Below are 17,137 nucleotides of genomic sequence, written 5' to 3' on the forward strand. Positions count from 1 at the left end.
GAAACACTTCCCGGCAAAGTCGCCGGATCCTGGCAATGAAGCTCTGGACCTTTTGAAAAGGTTCAGGGCTTTTTCTCTTTAAACGAGGTACGCAATGTTCGAACCTGGAAATATTGAGGTCATCATCGACGACACCACACTGCGAGATGGCGAACAGACCGCCGGTGTCGTCTTCAGTCTCGAAGAGAAAAAACGCATCGCAAAGTTGCTCGACGAGACCGGCGTCGGAGAACTGGAGTGCGGTATCCCGGCGATGGGCCGGGAGGAGCAAGCATCGGTCAAGGCACTTGTTGATTTGGGCCTCAATGCTCGCCTGCTCACCTGGAACCGGGCCGTGGTCTCAGATATTCAAGCCTCGATCGACAGCGGTGTTCGCGCGGTTGATATCTCCCTTTCGGTTTCTGATATTCATATCGAGAGAAAGCTGTGCAAAAATCGAAACTGGGTCAAGGAACAACTCAAGGTTGCGCTCGGTTTTGCCAAAGATCATGATCTGTATGTCTCGATTGGTGGCGAAGATGCCAGTCGTGCCGACCTGGATTTTTTGGTGGAGCTGATGGAAATAGCCAGGGATCAGGGTGCTGACCGCTTTCGGTTCTGCGATACACTCGGCATCCTTGATCCTTTCACGACCTACGACAAAGTGCTCTACCTGGCCGAACGTGTCGAACTGGACCTGGAGGTTCATACCCATAATGACCTGGGCATGGCAACGGCCAATGCAATCGCTGGAATAAGAGCTGGCGCACGGTTTGTTAACACCACCGTCAACGGGCTCGGTGAACGTGCAGGCAATGCTGCTCTCGAAGAGGTCGTGATGGCACTCAAGCACGCCTGTCACGTTGATGTGCCGATTGATACGGGCCGGTTTGTTGAACTATCGAAACTCGTTGGACAGGCCAGTTGCCGGCCGGTACCGGAATGGAAGGCTATTGTCGGAGAAAAAGTGTTTTCCCATGAATCAGGGCTGCATGCCGATGGTGTGCTTAAGTCCCCTGGCAATTACGAGGGCTACGATCCTGCCGAGGTTGGCTTGAGTCGACATATGGTGATTGGGAAACATTCGGGGAGACATGGTCTGCAGGATCGGCTCAGTGGTCTCGGTATAGACCTTGACCTGCTGGAGGCAGACTCTTTCCTGGCAAGAGTAAGAAATATTGCACAAAGAAGAAAGCGTCCGTTGTCTGATCACGATTTGCTGCGGCTCTATGATGCTGACAGGAAGGTGGCATGATCATCAGGCTGCCGTACCAATCTGACTGGGAGACCTTCTCTGCTCTCGCCTGTCGTGAAAACTGGCGGGTGCCACGCACCGAATTGCAACTCTTTAAAGGTCCATGGGCTCAATATGTGCGTGTGCTTGATGATCATAAGTTCTGCGCATTGCTGACCTCTGTTGCTTATGAGAAGAGTGCATGGATCGGCAACTTTATCGTCCCTCATAACCTGCGCGGCAAGGGCTATGGAAGCCACCTGTTCAAGGCGGTGTTTGCGGATCTGGTTAAACGACGGATGACGTCGATCTGGTTAACGGCCTCAGATCAAGGACGCTGCATTTATGAAAAAGAGGGCTTTGTTGAGGTCGATTGTATCGAGCGCTGGGTGTTGTCACCAAGAGATGCGATTGGCTCTCCGCTAGAAGGTAAAAACCTCCTCGAGGAGTTGTTTTACGCAGACCGATTGGCCTGGAGTGAAAACCGCACCCCCTTACTGTCCGTCCTCTGTGAAGGCGGACAAGTTTTTGCTGTTGAGGGTGCCATTGCGCTGTTGCAGGCAGGGTCAGACATGCAGATTATCGGGCCATGGTATGCACATGAAGCCTCACTGCACGCACATCAGGCCTTGCTGAACAGGATGATTGCAGCGACAGATCCCAAGGTTCCTGTTGTTGTTGATTTGCTTAGCTCGTCACCGCTGCCAGAGTTATGTGATTCTGCCGGGTTTCAACTCACCGGCCGGACAGCCCTGATGGCTTACGGAGACATCGGACCGATTGATTTAAAAAGCATGGTGTCTTTAGCAAGCTTGGGTAGTGTGGGGTGATTGATTGAATCTTTCCACAACGAATTCTCAGATCTCTTAAGAACCTATTTAGTAGGGAGGGTCCCATCGACTGCCGCCAATAATAATCACGTTTCAACCTTCAATTTAGCGCTTTGAAAAATCCTGTAGCTTCGCTGTAGATAAATCCCCTCGATTCTTCCTCAAAAAACACAAAAAAGCCCTAAAAAATCGCCCTCTCTGCTGAAATATCCCGAAAACCGGTTATCTTGTTTAGAACACCAAAACATCGCATGTTTCGGCAGGGAGGAGAACTATGGACAAAAACATGGAGCGTGACACTCAGCAAGGCACGATTTCTCAAGAGGCACCGGCTGATTCGGGTGTCTCCAGACGATCTTTCCTTCGCAAAAGCAGCGTCGCAGCAATGGCTGCGGCGGTCGGGTCGCAGATACCGTTCGGTGACCTGTTGCCAGAGGGAATGCAACTGGTCGGCATGGCCCATGCCGAGGAGGCGATGAAAATCGAAGGGAAAATCCCTGAGATGGTCGTTCTCAACACAAAGCCGCTCAACGCAGAACCCCCCCCACACTTCCTGGATGAAGACATCACCCCTTACAACAAAATGTTCGTTCGCAACAATGGCATCCCACCGGTCAAAGTTGACGCAGCGGCATGGAAGCTTACGATTGAAGGCGAATCGGCAAAACGTTCTGTCAGCTTCTCAATCGCAGAGCTGAAAAAGAAATTCAAAGAGCATACACTTCAGATTCAACTCGAATGCGGTGGCAACGGTCGCTCCGAATACAATCCACCGGCAAAAGGCAACCAGTGGCGGGTTGGGGCAATTTCCTGTGCGGAATGGACCGGTGTTCGCCTGCGTGATGTCCTCGAGGATGTTGGCCTCAAGGATGACGCTGTTTATATCGGTTACTATGGTGCCGATACCCATGTTAGCGGAGACCCCAAGAAGGTCGTTATCTCTCGTGGGGTTCCGATTTCCAAGGCCATGGAAGACGAATCGCTGATTGCCTGGGCCATGAACGGCAAAGACATTCCGTTGCTGCACGGCTATCCTTTGCGCCTGGTCACTGGCGGCTGGCCTGCTTCGACCTGTGGCAAGTGGCTGAATCGTATTGTCATCCGCGACAAGGTTCATGACGGGCCCAAGATGACCGGTATGTCATACCGTGTACCGGGCTATCCCGTTGCTCCGGGGACAAATGTGCCTAAGGAAGACATGGTTATCATTGAGTCGATGCCGGTTAAATCGTTGGTCACTTTCCCCAAGACCGGAACGGTTGCCTCGCTGGGAGACTCCCTCGAAGTGCGTGGCCATGCCTGGGCCGGAGACTACGCCGTCAAATCAGTGGATGTCTCGATTGATTTTGGCAGCACATGGCAATCCTGTTCATTGAAGTCCCCACGCAACAGACTGGCCTGGCAAAACTGGACGACCAAAGTCAAGTTCCCGCAGGCCGGCTATTTCGAAGTCTGGACCCGTGCCACTGATGAGAATGGCAAGATGCAGCCGATGGTTGTACCGGGCTGGAATCCACGCGGCTATCTGAACAATGCGTGCCATCGGGTCGCAGTGAAAGTTGTTTGACCCGTCTGGAGGAGCCATGAAAAAGAGACTGAAATGGTTATTCCCCATGCTTCTGGTGCTGTGGGCAGTTCCCGGGCTTGCTGCGGACAAGGAGATCGACAAGGAGACCGGGTTCGTCATTGCTCCGGGCTTCGAAGAGGTCAAGAAGACCTGTACCGTATGTCATTCTCCGATGCTGGTCACCCAGAACAAGGCTAACCGCGAGGGTTGGCTTGAGATGATTCGCTGGATGCAGGAGAAGCAGGGTTTATGGAAACTTGAACCGGAGCTTGAGAACGCGATTCTCGACTACCTCGCGGCCAACTATGGGCCGACTGCTGTATACCGCAGGGCACCTCTGCAGGTAGAGTTCCCTGAATAAACAAAGATCCAATTTATTTTCATGACCGGCCTCAATAATACGTGGCCGGGCCAGAACCTCAAAGTTCTGGTTTCTTTTGATTGACGTTATGCAAATTTCGCACAACGGATTTATTGCCAATCTCCTTCAATTTCTCCTACTTTCCAACACCAAGGCATACCGCTGTGACCTGCAAGCATCAACTTGGTTGGGCCCACATCGAAAGTCGTGTCACTCCCTGAAGGTGTTCATCCAGAGATAAAAGGCCTGCAGGCAATCAAGACCCACAGGGCAAACCAAAGATCAATACGTTGTCTTGAATACGTCGCTATTTTTGACATATGGGATATGACACTGACGACAATCCGTTAGGGTGGCATGCCACTCTGGTATCTTGGGTGCGTCATCATCCCCATCCTTGTGACAAGCGAGGCAATCCTCACCGTTGTCGCTCGCCTCAACTTCATGCGGAATAAGAGGAGGGTCACCGGTTGAGGTCTGATCGGGAACAAGGCCTGTATCGACAGGTTTTTCTGCGGCCATTGCTGTCTGAAAAGCTGAAAGAGCCAATAGCACTAGACCAAGGGCCAACCATACAAATAAAAACCGGTTGCGTCTTTTCATTGAGACCTCCATCAAAGAAGTTAACGTTCAAAAGGATTGCGCAAAGCAAAACCAAGGGCCTTTTCCGGGCAGATACCAACACAGGCACCGCAACGCGTACATTCCCCTGAGTGCACCATATTTCTCTGACTTTTCAGACTTGGAGCCAGAACTTCCGGGACAAAGCAGACCCGTCGACATTCTCCACAGTGGGAGCATTTCGCTGTATCGTAGGCGACCACAAGGGGGCTGAAGCGGCCAAGCTGGTAATAGAAGCCACCTAAGGGGCACAAACTTCGACACCAGACACGACGAACCAGAACTAGTTCTGCAATCACGATCAAGACGATTATGATAAGACTGGAACTGACCCCGAAGGTCAAAGCCCTTGCAGTGGTACCGATCGGTGAAACAGTTTCAAAAACCGGGATGCCAAGAATTACTGTCATGATTACGGTCACAATCAGTGCCGTTGTTTTCCACTCAAGTGACCAGCTTGAAAGTCTTTTTGGCCAGGGTAAAAGATCGACCAGGTCGGTTATTAAATGCACAGGGCAGACCCAACCGCAGAACACACGGCCACCAAACAACCCGTAGAAAACCACGACGATTGCTGTTCCAGAGAGCATCGTCGCTGTCAAGGTGCCTGTCAGAAGCAAAATCTGCAAGGCCGCAAGAGGGTCGGACAATTGCAGGCCAACAATTGCTGCTGCTCCCAGGTTGCCCTCGAAAAACGTCCAGCCGAAAGCGGGCGTTGCCAGCAAAAGCAACATGAGTATCTGTACGCAACGACGTCCAGTGGTCCAACGGTTAACTTTCATACCAGCTCTCCGTTGGTGGCTGAAGCGGTTGCACCACAATTGCCGGGCGCTCAAGGACACAGGCTTTCTCACAGATGCCGCATCCGGTACAGTCCTTCTTGTGTACGACCGGCTCAAATATGGCGTGACGGCCAGTCTCCACGTTGAGATAATTCTCGACCGTGATTGCTTTGTCGATTACCGGACAGGCACGGTAGCAGACTTCACAACGCAAACCCTTGATCGAGAGGCACTCCTCACGCTCACTAATAACTGCAGTCCCCATTCTCGTCTTTAGTGGATCCTTGAGCTCTGGGTCCAGTGCACCGCTCGGGCAGGCCTTAACACAAGGCAGGTCTGAACAGAGATAGCATGGCATTTCGCGTGGCACGATAAAGGGGGTCCCGATCGCCAGCCCGTCACTCAACTTACCCATTTTTACGGCATCATAAGGACAAACATGAGCACAACGTCCACAGCGAAGGCATTTTTTAAGGAAATCGTCCTCCGCGACAGCACCAGGAGGACGCAGCATCCAGCCGTAACCGGAACCTGCCTTCAGCACCAGGCAGGACGCACCGGCACCGACCAGTGCCCCCTTGACACCAGTCGGCAGGTTCTTTTGCGGCTGTTTAACATTGTTTGCACTCATCTTTGTCCAGTGACCCTTGCCTTATACTTTCTCAACTTTCACTGCACACTTTTTATAGTCCGGTTCCTTGGAGATCGGACAGAATGCATCAAGAGTCAGGTTGTTGATCATCTTGTTCTCGTCGAAGAAAGGTACGAACACACTCCCCTTGCCCGGAATGCCGCGCTCACCAACGCTGGCCAGCAATTCGAGGGATCCACGCCTTGTTGTCAGACGGATTTTGTCACGATTCTTGACCTTCATCTTCTTGGCATCTTCGGGATTCAGTTCGCAAACAGCTTCAGGAACGGCGCGATGTAGCTCCGGGACGCGGGCCGTCATGGTGCCGGTATGCCAGTGCTCGAGAACACGACCGGTGCATAGCCAGAACGGGTAACTGGCGTCAGGTGGTTCAGCGGCTGGCTCGTAAGGGCGGAAGTAGATAGCCGCCTTTTTGTCATACTTCTTAGCCTTATAGAATTGAATTCCGCTGCCTTTGGCAACCAACGGATCGTAATTTTCGTTGTAGCGCCAAGGAACAGATTTGCCATTAATATAAGGCCAAATAACGCCCCTTTCCTTCTTGTAGACCTCGTAGGGGGCAAGGTCTTTGCCGGTACCAAGGGTGAACTGACGATACTCCTCGAAGATCGCCTGATGCAGTGGTTTGTCTTTCGGGAAATCAAACAGCTTGCCCATTCCCATTCGCTTGGCGACCTCAATGATTTGCCAGAGGTCTTCTTTTGATTCACCCGGTGCATCTGCCATCTTGTTCCAGTGCTGAGTGCGACGCTCGGCATTGCCAAACATGCCTTCTTTTTCCACCCACATGGCTGTTGGAAGAATCAAGTCAGCTACTTCTGTTGAGCGGGTCGGATAAGCGTCTGACACAACAACAAAACGACCATCCTTTCGAGCGCCCTTGCGGAAACGATCAACATTTGGAGCAGCCTGGAAGGGATTGTTGACCTGCACCCAGAGGAATTTTATGTCACCACGATCGAGTGCACGTAGCATTTCAGTCGCGTGGTATCCTGGCTTGGCGGGGATGCTGTCCGGGTCGACTTTCCAGATTTTTCCTGCAATCTTACGATGCTCAGGATTCATGACCACCATGTCAGCTGGCAAGCGATGTGCGAAAGTCCCTACTTCGCGAGCTGTTCCGCATGCTGAAGGCTGGCCAGTCAGGCTGAACGGACCTTGTCCGGGTTGTGCAATTTTACCGGTCAGCAGGTGGATGTTGTAGACAAGCTGGTTCACCCAGGTACCGCGAACATGCTGGTTAAATCCCATGGTCCAGTAGGAGCAGACTTTGCGCTTCGGGTCTGCATAGAGCTTGGCCATCTCCTCAACCGTCTTGGCCGGCACACCGGAGAGCTCTTCGACTTTTTTCGGCGTATACTCTTTGATCATCTCTTTGTATGTGTCAAAGTCAATGACCTCTTCCTTGTCTGTAAAAGAGAAATTGTCCTCGACCCCGTAGCCAATGTTGGTCTTGCCTGTCTTGAAGATGGTGTTGGCCTTAATGAAGTCCTCGTTGTAGAGTTTGTCACGGACAATGACATGGGCTATACCGTTCGCCAACGCCAAGTCAGTTTGCGGTATGAACTCAACATAATGGTCAGACTCTTTCGAGGTGCGGCTGTAACGGGTCGCAAAATCGATGATCTTGACGTTGGGGTTCTTCACACGGTTGGCGGTCATGCGCGAAAAGAGGATCGGGTGACACTCGCTCATGTTTGCGCCCCAGAGGAAATAGGTGTCACCCAGGTCAAGGTCGTCGTAATTTCCCATCGGCTCGTCGGAGCCGAATGTTTTCATGAAAGCGGCCACGGCGCTCGCCATGCAGAAACGAGCGTTCGGATCGATGCTGTTGCTGCCGACTCCGGCCTTCATGAATTTGGAAGCGACGTAACCCTCATGTATGGTCCATTGTCCAGAACCAAACATGCCGATCGCTTGGGGGCCGCTCTCCTTGATCACCTTCTGCATCTCTGCAGCAATCTTGTCGAGGGCCTCGTCCCATGAAATTTCCTCGAACTTGTCACCCTTGCGCAGCAGCGGCTTGGTGAGACGGTCTTCGCCGTACATTATCTTGGCCAGGAAGTACCCCTTGATACAATTCAGACCCTTGTTGACAGGCGCTTCAGCATCACCCTTGGTCGCAACAACTTTTCCGTTCTTGACTCCGACCAGGACACCGCAACCTGTCCCACAGAAACGGCACGGAGCTTTATCCCATGTAATCCCCATGTTCGCTGCTTCAGCCTGGCGAGCCAGCATTGCGTTCACCGGTAGCCCCACAGCGGCCAGGGCGGCTGCGGCAGCAGCACCCTTGATAAATTCACGTCTCCTGATATCCATAACTCCTCTCCTTGGCTTGTGTGAGCATTAAGTATTCTGGTCGTCACTGATATCTTCAAAGTTGTGGTAACTGAGAGACACATTATGAACACCCGAGATGTCGTTTATTTCTTTGAACAACGCCTCTTCTTCTCGCATCGATTCAACATCGAGTACGGCAACCAAAGGCTTTCCATCCGGAGTGTCGGTCAACTCAACATTATCGAGGTTATTTAAGGTGGAAATGATGGCATTTCGCCGGGCGGGATCGACCTGAATAACAAGTCCACTGACAGGCATAAGCTTTCTCCTTCAATCGGTGAGTGCAAATAATAATTATGAATAAACGGGAAGGCGTTATGTCAGCCTTGTGTCCCGAGAACCGATATCAACAGCAAAGCTAGAGGGTGAATAAATCTACACTAATCTATTTGACCAACAGAACTATTGACTCAGGTCAATTTTTGAAGATCAGCCTGCTGTTTATTAAGTCTTAATAATCAGCCTTGCAAGTTTATCGCAACCATTTATAATCACAATCGTTATGCATGATTCGCACAGCGCTAAATATTCAGATGTTACCGGAGTCCTGCTTGCTGGCGGCAAAAGCCGCCGGATGGGTCGAGACAAGGCTTTTCTGGTTGCAAACGGACAAGCACTTTATTCCCGATCACTTGAACTGCTGTGTAACTATTTTCAAAAGGTTATGATTTCCGGTGATAGACCGGATCTCGCTTCCGGGGTCATCCCTTGCATTCCTGACATATACCCCGGCAGTGCACTCGGTGGGATATTCACATCTCTCCATACTGCTGACACAGACTGGGTCTTTGTATCCGCATGCGACATGCCCTGCCCTGACTTTCGAATCCTTGAGATGTTGCTTGAACTGAGACATTCTTCTGATGCTGTCGTCCCGGAGTCTCCGTCAGGCTTTGAACCCGTCTTCGCGCTCTACCACAAGAATTGCCTACCGGTCTTCGAGAAAGCATTACAACAAGGGAGAAAGAGTATCTTCAACCTCTACGCTGAACTCAATGTCAATTTTTTAAATTGGTGTGACATGCCTGAAGGCTGGGAAAAGAGCTTGATAAATATCAATACGCCTGCGGATAGGAACAAAATCAAGGAGGAAGCAAAATGAAGATACCGGTTGTCTCGATCGTTGCCAAGAGTGGTACGGGCAAAACCACTTTGCTCGAGAAACTGATCGCCGAGATGAAATATCGAGGCTACAAAATTGGTGTCATAAAGCACGATGCTCACCGTTTCGACATCGATCACGAAGGGAAAGACTCCTGGCGACTGACTCAAGCCGGTGCTGACACGATGGTGATCAGCTCTTCCGAAAAGCTTGCCATGGTCAAGAAGACTTCCCCGCAAACTGAGCTGTCACTCGAAGAGACTATTGAAAGCTACTTCCAGGATGTCGATCTGGTTCTAACCGAGGGCTTCAAAAAAAGTGCGATGCCGAAGATTGAAGTGCATCGTCATGAAAGGAGCAACGAACTGCTCTGTCGCACTGAAAACCGAGACGAAACCCTGATCGCTATCGCCTCGGACAGCTCTCTGGATGTGGATGTTCCTCTTTATGGCATTAATGATGCTTCGGGCCTCTGCAACCTGATCGTAAAGCGCTATTTGTCATGAACCTATTTCAAGTCCGCAGCAAAATCTGGCTGGAAATTGATGGCAAGCCTTTTCTCGGAGCTGGTCGTTATCGCATCCTGTCCGCTATCCATAACCACGGGTCAATCAATGCCGCATCTCGCGCCCTTGGCATGTCATACCGAAAAGTCTGGGCTCAGTTGCAGGCCATGGAGGAGACCGCTCCCTTTCCCTTGCTTGCGAAGAGAACTGGCGGCAAGGATGGCGGAGCAACTCATTTGACACCCACTACGCTCGAACTGTTAGGCAAATTCGAAACAATGCGAACAAAGGTCAACTCTGAAGCTGATCGATGTTTTATGTCATGTTTTCCAAACACAGAGACCATCGACAATGTTTAGACTCCTGGCACTCTGCATAATACTGGCTTGCGCCATACCACAACAGACTTTAGCCGACAAGCCGGTTGTGGTCTTTGCCGGAACCGCAGCCCAACCCCCCCTGGAAGAAGCCGCGCAAACATTTCAGTCCAAAACAGGCCTCCGCGTCATTCTTCACCTGGGCAGTTCTGGCAGCATGCTGAACCAAGCTCACCTAACGGGCCAGGGCGACATCTATATCCCGGGCTCTCCTGACTACATGCAGAAGGCCCTCGATTTTAAATTGGTTGCCAAGGACTCGGTGACTATTGCCTACCTCGTTCCGGCACTCGTCGTCGCCAAAGGCAACCCCTTGGGGATAAAATCTTTGGATGACTTGAAGAGGGAGGACCTTCGCATCGGTCTCGCAGACCCGGACGGTGTCTGTGTTGGCTTGTACGCAATAGAGCTGTTGCATGCCAATCATCTTCTTGAGCCGCTGCGCCCTCGCCTGAAAGGGATGGTGGAAAGCTGCGCCAAAACTGCGGCCATGATCCCCCTCAACATGGTTGACGTTGTTATCGGCTGGCGTGAATTTGCCACGTGGCAACCTGACACCATGGAGGTCATTCTTCCTCTCCCGGAGGAAATCCCACGTCTCGCTTACGTCCCGGGGGCCAAGCTTATCAGCGCAAGTAACCCGGAAGGAGCAGATGCTTTTCTGTCATTCCTTGCTTCCCGGGAGGGACAGGCGATACTTCAAAAATGGGGGTACCTGACAACGGAAGCAGAGGCCCGGCAATTCGCCCCAAAGGCAGTTCTTGGAGGCACTTTCCCACTGAATGAGGTTTGGTGATGCTTCATCGTGACAAAGTCTTTAAACTCAGCATGCTTTTGCCTCTCTGTTTATTGACAGCCTATTTCCTGCTGCTGCTCACTAGCCAGACGTCATTTTTCAGCTGGAGCCACTTTACGAATCAGCTATCCCAAAGTGATCTCCAGTCGGCCATTGCGCTGAGTGTTTTCGCGGCAACAGTCAGCAGCATCATCGCCATGGTAATTGCAATTCCATCGGCTTACGCCCTGGCCCGCATTCACTTTCCGGGAAAACGTTTCGTCGATACGTTTATTGACCTGCCGATGGTATTGACTCCTATCGCCCTGGGGACCTTGATTTTGATGTCCTGGAACACGAGCGTTGGCCGGATTCTCTCCAGTCTCGGGATAACCCTCCCCTTCACCGTCGCCGGAATCGTACTCGCCCAGTTTACAGTGATTATTGCAATCAGCGTCCGCATGCTCAAAGCCACCTTTGAACAGATCAACCCACGCCAGGAGCAGGTTGCACGTCTGCTCGGTTGCACAGCTTTCGGAAGTTTTCTGTATGTAACCCTGCCTTTGGCCAAACGGGGTATTCTGGCAGCAATTATTCTTACCTGGGCAAGAGCCATCGGAGAATTCGGCGCAACCGTTATGGTGGCCGGAACAGCCAAGGGGCAAACCGCAACTCTGCCGAGCAGCATTTATCTGGCAATGTCGATGGCTGATCTCCCCAAAGCAGTGACCCTGATGGTCATCCTGATCGGAATCTCGTTGCTAGTACTCTTTGGTGTTCGCAAGGTCCTGGAGCACAAAATATGATTCGTACCGAAGGACTGATAGCGCAACGGGGCGACTTTATCCTGGGACCGATTGATCTTGACCTCGGCCAAGAATCCTACTTGACCCTGCTCGGTCCTTCAGGTTCCGGGAAAACACTCTTCCTGGAAACCTGCATGGGGTTGATCTCGTCAAGCCGCGGAATTGTCTGGCTCAATGGACAGGATGTGACCAGCTCACGCCCCGAACAACGACACATCTCTTACCTGCCGCAAGACCTGGCCTTGTTTCCGCATCTCAATGTCCGTGAAAATATCCTCTTTGGGGCTAAAAGACGTAACCTCGACAAGGATGCCACCGAAGATCACCTCAGCAACCTGCAAACCCTTCTCAATCTACACAAATTTATTGACCGGAATGATGTCACAAGTCTGTCCGGAGGTGAAAAACAACGCGTTGCTCTCGCCAGGGCGCTTTTGCCACAGCCTCAAGTGCTTTTTCTCGACGAACCCTTTTCAGCTCTGGACGCAACCATCAAGCGCCAGCTTCAGGTCAAGTTGCGGGAAATCAGCCAACAGCTCAATGTGACCATCCTTCACGTCACTCATGACCAGGAAGAAGCCTTTATGCTGGGCAAAAAAATAGCCGTCATGATTCAGGGGAAGATTTGCCAAATTGGTTCAAGAGATGACATCTACTATCGGCCGGAAACACTCGAGGTTGCACGCTTTCTGCGTAACCAGAATATCTTCGAGATGAAAGCTGAAAGAATACTCCCGGACGGGTCCGTAGAGATGGGCAATGAAATCAGGGTGGCTGTTCCCGCTCACATGAACGTGGAGATAGGGCGAAGATATGCGACCGGCATCCGCTCGGAAGAAGTTGTTATCATCCGGCCCGGCAAACCTCTGGGGCTCGAGTTGCAAGAAAACCTTTTCCAGGCCACCGTTGCCGATATCCTGGCTTTTGGCGGCACTCATACACTTTGTGTCACGTTGAAGGGAAGCCAAGTCACGGTTGACGTGGAACTGCCCAACTGCGCTATGCGAGACCTTGGCTATACAATCGGAGATGATTTGCAGATTTGTCTGCGCAAAAGAAGTCTTTGGACAATTCCATTGAATTAAATCAGCTGCACATAGGGAGAACGGTGATGATCAGTTATGATCAGGCATTACAACGTGTTGTTGAATCTGTTTCACCTCTAAAGCCACGTGAGACTTCTCTTCATGAAGCGTCCGGCCTCATTCTTGCCAAACCGGCGAAAGCTCTTTGGCAGATGCCGCGTTGTGACAACTCAGCCATGGACGGCTTTGCAATTAACGCGTTTCCTGAAAATCTTGAAGGAGGACTCTCAATTGTTGGTGCCTCGTATGCGGGGCAACCCTTTTCAGGCCAAGTGCATCCAGGTGAAGCTGTACGCATAACCACAGGAGCCGCTCTACCCGAGAAAACAGACACTGTTGTTCCGATTGAAGATACCATCGAGAAGAACAATAAGGTGTTTCTCAATGAAAGCCCAAAGCAAGGCCAGCATGTTCGCTACGCAGGTGAAGAATACCGAGCCGAAGAGATTTTAGTTAATTCGGGAACGATCTTGAAGGCGGGAGAAATAGCACTGCTTGCAAGCGCTGGCGTCGAACATGCCTGCGTTTATCCCCGACTACGGGTTGCTGTTATTTCAACCGGCGACGAATTGGTAGAACTCGGACAAACTCCAGGCCCGGGGCAAATCGTCAACTCCAATCTGCATTTTCTCAGAACACGCCTGTTCGAATGCGGCTGTACTCCGATCTGCTTGGGCATTGGAGCGGATGACCAGAAAACTCTTGGTCAACTTATCGACCAGGCAATTGATGCTGACCTTATCATCACAACAGGTGGGGTCTCCGTTGGTGAGAAAGATTATGTCCAAGCGACCCTGCAAAAGCGCAATTTTGAAAAAATCTTCTGGAAAGTCGCGATCAAACCTGGCAAACCGCTGCTGTTCGGTAAGCTTGAAGCGAAGCCCTTCTTTGGCCTCCCAGGCAACCCGGCGGCAACGGCCGCAACTTTTGAGCTTTTCGTAAAACCTGCACTCAAACGGCTTGCTGGAGAGGTTGACGTCCTACCGGAAAAACGCATGGCGACCTTGACGCACGAAGTGATGGGCGACGGGAAACGACAGGCCTTTCTTTGGTGTTCATTGCAATGGGACAAAAGCGAGTATCGAGTGACCGTATCCCAACGACAGGGATCTGGGCAGAACCGATGTCTTGCATCCAAGAATGCAATCCTTGCCGTACCGACTCATGTCAACTCATTGTATTCAGGAGATCAGGTCGAGGTGCTGCTCATCGAGGGGTCATAGCTCTTTAGGGCATTCTGAAACGATCTTTGGCGACAAGGAATTAAACCACAGTTAATTACGTTGTATTTTGCTTCACAATTCGTTACACAAAAAAGGCCCGCAAATCACTTTCGAAGAAAACTTAAAAAGGTAACTTCATCTACTTAGCAACGACTGTCGATAGTAGGGAGCGGCCCATCGACTCGCGCAATCCTACGCCCCCAGGGCCGGGCTGACATCAGTTGCCAAAAAAGAAACAGCCACCCGTCATCAGGTGGCCGTGAACAGTTAATCTGTTCCTGACAACAAACTAAAAACCTTAACCAGTATTTCTACGATCCGCAAACAGCGGGTAATCGCTCTCCCTGTTCGAGTCCCTCATAACATCCTTCTCTACATCAATCCAGCCATTGGATCGCTTGAACCTCGCAACCTTGTCCAACGATAGAAAAACATTAAAGGCTTTCTTGGCCATCTGACAGACAGCACCGTCTTTCAGTTCCACATTCACTCGATACGGCATCACGATCGCTCCCAAAAACAACGGGTTCAGACAAATCTTTAAAAATTAATACATTACAAGTCTACACCAGTATGGAGTGAGGTCAATGAAGAGCCCTTATATGGAGATTGCAGGCCAGCCCCTCAGAGAAGAAAGCCTAACGATTCAAGCAATATCCAGAGCACCCCGCATTTCAACAAAAAAACCATGACACTCGCCAGTCTTTTGTGTATAAAATCAGCACTCCGTAGCAAAGAGTACCTATGTCCTGAAGGAGTTTCCCAATGTATAGCTGTGCAGACCTGAAAAAAGGCATCAAGCTGATGATTGACAATGAGCCTCACGTCATCGTCCAGTTTGATTTTACCAAGCCCGGCAAAGGCCAGGCTCTTTACAAGTGCAAATTGCGCAACATGATTACCGGCTCACTCTTCGACCGCACCTACCGCTCTGGCGAGAGCTTCGAACCGGCCAGTCTGGATGAGCGCGACATGCAGTACCTCTACCGGGATGAGACCGGCTATGTGTTCATGGATCAGAAGACTTACGAGCAGACTTCGATCAGTGAAGAAGTTCTCGGCGACGACAAGTACTTCCTGGTCGACAACATGGAAGTGAAGGTCCTCCTGCATGGCGAGCGCGGCATCGGCGTCACCCTGCCCATCTTCGTTAACCTGCGCGTCACCCAGTCCGACCCCTGGGTCAAAGGCGACACCGCTGCCGGCAACAACAAACCGGCCACCGTGGAATCTGGCTACACCCTTCAGGTCCCTTCTTTTGTAGATGAAGGTGTCCTGATTCAGATCGACACACGCACCGGCGAATATGTGACTCGCGTTAAAGAATAGCTTTTCAACCGATCAGAAATTAAAGAAACGTCCGCTTGCGGGCGTTTTTTTTTAAACTTTTCCGGTGCTGATTCGTCTAGAATATGGTGAATGCCAACAAGACAAAACATTTCTTCAGAAAGTAACCATCATGTCGAGCCAAGGAAAACACTCCTTCAGCAGCCCGGGTAAACGATCTCTCGTAACCTGCCTGGCAATAATCGTGCTGCTCCTGACCGGGTGCTCACCACAGGTTTCCCGTCAAGCGCCTCCCCTTCAACCGCAGGGGGGCTTCTCTGGGTCGGGACAGGAGCAACTTCCTGAACAATGGTGGCTGACCTTCGAAGATCAAACACTCAACAGCCTGATCAGCCGTGCCCTTGCAGGTAACTTCACCTTGCAGACCGCGTGGGATCGGGTCGACAGGGCCTATGCTGTGGCACGCAAGGCAGGCGCTGCGTTGGTACCGCAGGTCGATGCCGACATCGGCCTCGGCACACAAAGATCACGAATCAATTCCCGCACCGATTCCTCGCAAAGTTACAATCTTGGCCTGGCCGCTAGCTATGAAGTCGATCTCTGGGGTCGAATAGACTCCATCACCACCGCCGCAGAACTGGATGCACAAGCCAGCACCGAGGAGTTGCAAACCGCGGCCTTGACTCTTTCTGCTCAAGTCGCTGCCACCTGGTTCCAACTCCTTGAACAGCGTGGCCAGATTGAGATTCTTGGACAGCAAATCAGGACCAATGAAAAGACCCTCGAGATTATCAGTCTGCAGTTCCGCACCGGCCAGGTCGGCATCGCCGACGTCCTGCAACAACGCCAGGTCGTGGAAACCCAGAAAGGCGAACTCGCACTGACCGCTGGCCGGGCACAGGTTAGGCAGAATCAGCTGGCGATCCTGCTGGGCATCTCCCCGACCCACTTCACCCAGTCGACAACAGATAATCTCGATGCGCTGCCTCCATTACCGGCGACAGGGCTACAGAGTGACCTGATCGAGAACCGCCCGGACGTGCGCGCTGCGTGGCTGAAACTGCAAGCGGCCGACAAGCGGGTCGCCGCAGCCGTCGCAGATCGTTTCCCCCGCCTCAGTCTGACCGGCCGTGCCAGCACGACGAGCGAAGAGATTGAAGATCTTTTCGATGACTGGTTGGCCTCGCTGGCGGCCAATCTGTTGACACCCATTATCGATGGCGGACGAAGACGCGCAGAGGTCGAGCGCACCGAAAGTGTCGCCTCCGAGGCTCTGCACCAGTATGGCCAGACCGTCCTCGACGCACTGCTCGAGGTCGAAGACGCCCTGACCCGCGAAGAAAAACAGCTGGAGTATCTGATCAGCGTTGATCGTCAGTTGGAACTGGCAGGCCAGGCCACTGAACGCATACGCGATCGTTACCTCAACGGGGCAGAGGATTATCAGCGCGTCCTTACCTCCCTGATCTCGGAGCAGCGACTGCAACGCACCAGGCTTACAGCCAAGCGTGAACTTTTTGAAAACCGCGTTAACCTCTGTCGGGCATTAGCCGGCGGATGGGAGATGACGCGACAACCTGAACAAACGCCCTTAAGAGGTGAATAGC

Annotated in this window: 19 protein-coding genes; 13 read left to right on the forward strand and 6 right to left on the reverse strand. The window is 51.8% G+C overall.

All coding sequences use genetic code 11. The features are described 5' to 3' along the window. The first annotated feature begins 94 nt into the window (after nt 1-94). From nifV to P9J64_10900, 4 genes are all read left to right on the forward strand, one after another. Nucleotides 95-1,234: a homocitrate synthase gene (gene nifV, locus P9J64_10885; GenBank protein MDG5468822.1), complete on the forward strand. Its 1,140-nt coding sequence runs from the start codon at nt 95-97 to the stop codon at nt 1,232-1,234. Then, complete coding sequence (locus P9J64_10890; GenBank protein MDG5468823.1) at nt 1,231-2,043, forward strand: hypothetical protein; 813 nt, start codon at nt 1,231-1,233, stop codon at nt 2,041-2,043. Before nifV ends, P9J64_10890 begins: the two co-directional genes overlap by 4 nt. A gap of 274 nt (nt 2,044-2,317) precedes the next feature. Beyond that, nucleotides 2,318-3,610: a sulfite oxidase gene (locus tag P9J64_10895; protein MDG5468824.1), complete on the forward strand. Its 1,293-nt coding sequence runs from the start codon at nt 2,318-2,320 to the stop codon at nt 3,608-3,610. 16 nt (nt 3,611-3,626) lie between these two features. Then, nucleotides 3,627-3,971: a hypothetical protein gene (locus P9J64_10900; GenBank protein ID MDG5468825.1), complete on the forward strand. Its 345-nt coding sequence runs from the start codon at nt 3,627-3,629 to the stop codon at nt 3,969-3,971. 282 nt (nt 3,972-4,253) lie between these two features. On the opposite strand, the gene P9J64_10905 is transcribed toward P9J64_10900, so the two are convergent. The 5 genes from P9J64_10905 to P9J64_10925 are packed head-to-tail and all read right to left on the reverse strand — an operon-like array spanning nt 4,254 to nt 8,627. Continuing rightward, a complete protein-coding gene (locus P9J64_10905) occupies nt 4,254-4,574 on the reverse strand; it encodes a hypothetical protein (protein ID MDG5468826.1) in 321 nt (106 codons plus the stop codon). Between the two features lie 20 nt (nt 4,575-4,594). Continuing rightward, a complete protein-coding gene (locus P9J64_10910) occupies nt 4,595-5,374 on the reverse strand; it encodes a NapH/MauN family ferredoxin-type protein (protein MDG5468827.1) in 780 nt (259 codons plus the stop codon). Continuing rightward, nucleotides 5,364-6,005 (reverse strand): MauM/NapG family ferredoxin-type protein, encoded by a 642-nt coding sequence (locus P9J64_10915; GenBank protein ID MDG5468828.1) that lies wholly within the window; start codon nt 6,003-6,005, stop codon nt 5,364-5,366. The genes P9J64_10910 and P9J64_10915 overlap by 11 nt, the downstream gene beginning before the upstream one ends. A 21-nt stretch (nt 6,006-6,026) precedes the next feature. Further along, the gene (locus P9J64_10920) at nt 6,027-8,348 is read right to left on the reverse strand and encodes a molybdopterin-dependent oxidoreductase (GenBank protein ID MDG5468829.1); all 2,322 of its coding nucleotides are present in this window, start codon (nt 8,346-8,348) and stop codon (nt 6,027-6,029) included. Between the two features lie 27 nt (nt 8,349-8,375). After that, nucleotides 8,376-8,627, reverse strand: a complete 252-nt coding sequence (locus P9J64_10925) for a chaperone NapD (protein ID MDG5468830.1) — start codon at nt 8,625-8,627, stop codon at nt 8,376-8,378. Nucleotides 8,628-8,871: 244 nt separating this feature from the next. Between P9J64_10925 and P9J64_10930 the strand changes: the two genes are divergently transcribed. The 7 genes from P9J64_10930 to P9J64_10960 are packed head-to-tail and all read left to right on the forward strand — an operon-like array spanning nt 8,872 to nt 14,243. Next, nucleotides 8,872-9,471, forward strand: a complete 600-nt coding sequence (locus P9J64_10930) for a molybdenum cofactor guanylyltransferase (GenBank protein ID MDG5468831.1) — start codon at nt 8,872-8,874, stop codon at nt 9,469-9,471. Further along, nucleotides 9,468-9,977 carry a molybdopterin-guanine dinucleotide biosynthesis protein B gene (mobB, locus tag P9J64_10935; protein ID MDG5468832.1) on the forward strand — a complete coding sequence of 170 codons (510 nt, stop codon included), beginning with the start codon at nt 9,468-9,470 and terminating at the stop codon, nt 9,975-9,977. Before P9J64_10930 ends, mobB begins: the two co-directional genes overlap by 4 nt. Then, the gene (locus tag P9J64_10940) at nt 9,974-10,336 is read left to right on the forward strand and encodes a winged helix-turn-helix domain-containing protein (protein MDG5468833.1); all 363 of its coding nucleotides are present in this window, start codon (nt 9,974-9,976) and stop codon (nt 10,334-10,336) included. Before mobB ends, P9J64_10940 begins: the two co-directional genes overlap by 4 nt. Further along, complete coding sequence (modA, locus tag P9J64_10945) at nt 10,329-11,150, forward strand: molybdate ABC transporter substrate-binding protein (GenBank protein MDG5468834.1); 822 nt, start codon at nt 10,329-10,331, stop codon at nt 11,148-11,150. Before P9J64_10940 ends, modA begins: the two co-directional genes overlap by 8 nt. Further along, a complete protein-coding gene (locus P9J64_10950; protein MDG5468835.1) occupies nt 11,150-11,935 on the forward strand; it encodes an ABC transporter permease subunit in 786 nt (261 codons plus the stop codon). Before modA ends, P9J64_10950 begins: the two co-directional genes overlap by 1 nt. Next, nucleotides 11,932-13,020, forward strand: a complete 1,089-nt coding sequence (locus tag P9J64_10955) for an ABC transporter ATP-binding protein (protein ID MDG5468836.1) — start codon at nt 11,932-11,934, stop codon at nt 13,018-13,020. The genes P9J64_10950 and P9J64_10955 overlap by 4 nt, the downstream gene beginning before the upstream one ends. Nucleotides 13,021-13,046: 26 nt before the next feature. After that, on the forward strand, nt 13,047-14,243 hold the full coding sequence (locus tag P9J64_10960; protein MDG5468837.1) for a molybdopterin molybdotransferase MoeA: 1,197 nt from the start codon (nt 13,047-13,049) through the stop codon (nt 14,241-14,243). Between the two features lie 298 nt (nt 14,244-14,541). Here the strand turns inward: P9J64_10960 and P9J64_10965 are convergent, their stop codons facing one another. Beyond that, nucleotides 14,542-14,748, reverse strand: a complete 207-nt coding sequence (locus P9J64_10965) for a hypothetical protein (GenBank protein MDG5468838.1) — start codon at nt 14,746-14,748, stop codon at nt 14,542-14,544. 260 nt (nt 14,749-15,008) lie between these two features. Here P9J64_10965 and efp point away from each other — a divergent pair, with 260 nt between their 5' ends. Both efp and P9J64_10975 read left to right on the forward strand, forming a co-directional pair. Continuing rightward, complete coding sequence (gene efp / locus P9J64_10970; GenBank protein MDG5468839.1) at nt 15,009-15,572, forward strand: elongation factor P; 564 nt, start codon at nt 15,009-15,011, stop codon at nt 15,570-15,572. Nucleotides 15,573-15,702: 130 nt separating this feature from the next. After that, nucleotides 15,703-17,136 carry a TolC family protein gene (locus P9J64_10975; GenBank protein ID MDG5468840.1) on the forward strand — a complete coding sequence of 478 codons (1,434 nt, stop codon included), beginning with the start codon at nt 15,703-15,705 and terminating at the stop codon, nt 17,134-17,136. Nucleotide 17,137: the final 1 nt, after the last annotated feature.

This window comes from Deltaproteobacteria bacterium IMCC39524 (assembly GCA_029667085.1).
Taxonomy (GTDB): Bacteria; Desulfobacterota; Desulfuromonadia; order Desulfuromonadales; family BM103; genus M0040.

Bases quoted from the DNA above. Each gene is read 5' to 3' on its own strand.
- P9J64_10890 (MDG5468823.1), top strand. From the start codon at position 1,231: ATGATCATCAGGCTGCCGTACCAATCTGACTGGGAGACCTTCTCTGCT.
- P9J64_10955 (MDG5468836.1), top strand. From the start codon at position 11,932: ATGATTCGTACCGAAGGACTGATAGCGCAACGGGGCGACTTTATCCTG.
- P9J64_10975 (MDG5468840.1), top strand. From the start codon at position 15,703: ATGTCGAGCCAAGGAAAACACTCCTTCAGCAGCCCGGGTAAACGATCT.
- mobB (MDG5468832.1), top strand. From the start codon at position 9,468: ATGAAGATACCGGTTGTCTCGATCGTTGCCAAGAGTGGTACGGGCAAA.
- P9J64_10915 (MDG5468828.1), bottom strand. From the start codon at position 6,005: ATGAGTGCAAACAATGTTAAACAGCCGCAAAAGAACCTGCCGACTGGT.
- P9J64_10940 (MDG5468833.1), top strand. From the start codon at position 9,974: ATGAACCTATTTCAAGTCCGCAGCAAAATCTGGCTGGAAATTGATGGC.
- P9J64_10910 (MDG5468827.1), bottom strand. From the start codon at position 5,374: ATGAAAGTTAACCGTTGGACCACTGGACGTCGTTGCGTACAGATACTC.
- P9J64_10895 (MDG5468824.1), top strand. From the start codon at position 2,318: ATGGACAAAAACATGGAGCGTGACACTCAGCAAGGCACGATTTCTCAA.
- nifV (MDG5468822.1), top strand. From the start codon at position 95: ATGTTCGAACCTGGAAATATTGAGGTCATCATCGACGACACCACACTG.
- P9J64_10950 (MDG5468835.1), top strand. From the start codon at position 11,150: ATGCTTCATCGTGACAAAGTCTTTAAACTCAGCATGCTTTTGCCTCTC.
- P9J64_10925 (MDG5468830.1), bottom strand. From the start codon at position 8,627: ATGCCTGTCAGTGGACTTGTTATTCAGGTCGATCCCGCCCGGCGAAAT.
- P9J64_10960 (MDG5468837.1), top strand. From the start codon at position 13,047: ATGATCAGTTATGATCAGGCATTACAACGTGTTGTTGAATCTGTTTCA.
- P9J64_10905 (MDG5468826.1), bottom strand. From the start codon at position 4,574: ATGAAAAGACGCAACCGGTTTTTATTTGTATGGTTGGCCCTTGGTCTA.
- efp (MDG5468839.1), top strand. From the start codon at position 15,009: ATGTATAGCTGTGCAGACCTGAAAAAAGGCATCAAGCTGATGATTGAC.
- P9J64_10930 (MDG5468831.1), top strand. From the start codon at position 8,872: ATGCATGATTCGCACAGCGCTAAATATTCAGATGTTACCGGAGTCCTG.
- modA (MDG5468834.1), top strand. From the start codon at position 10,329: ATGTTTAGACTCCTGGCACTCTGCATAATACTGGCTTGCGCCATACCA.
- P9J64_10900 (MDG5468825.1), top strand. From the start codon at position 3,627: ATGAAAAAGAGACTGAAATGGTTATTCCCCATGCTTCTGGTGCTGTGG.
- P9J64_10920 (MDG5468829.1), bottom strand. From the start codon at position 8,348: ATGGATATCAGGAGACGTGAATTTATCAAGGGTGCTGCTGCCGCAGCC.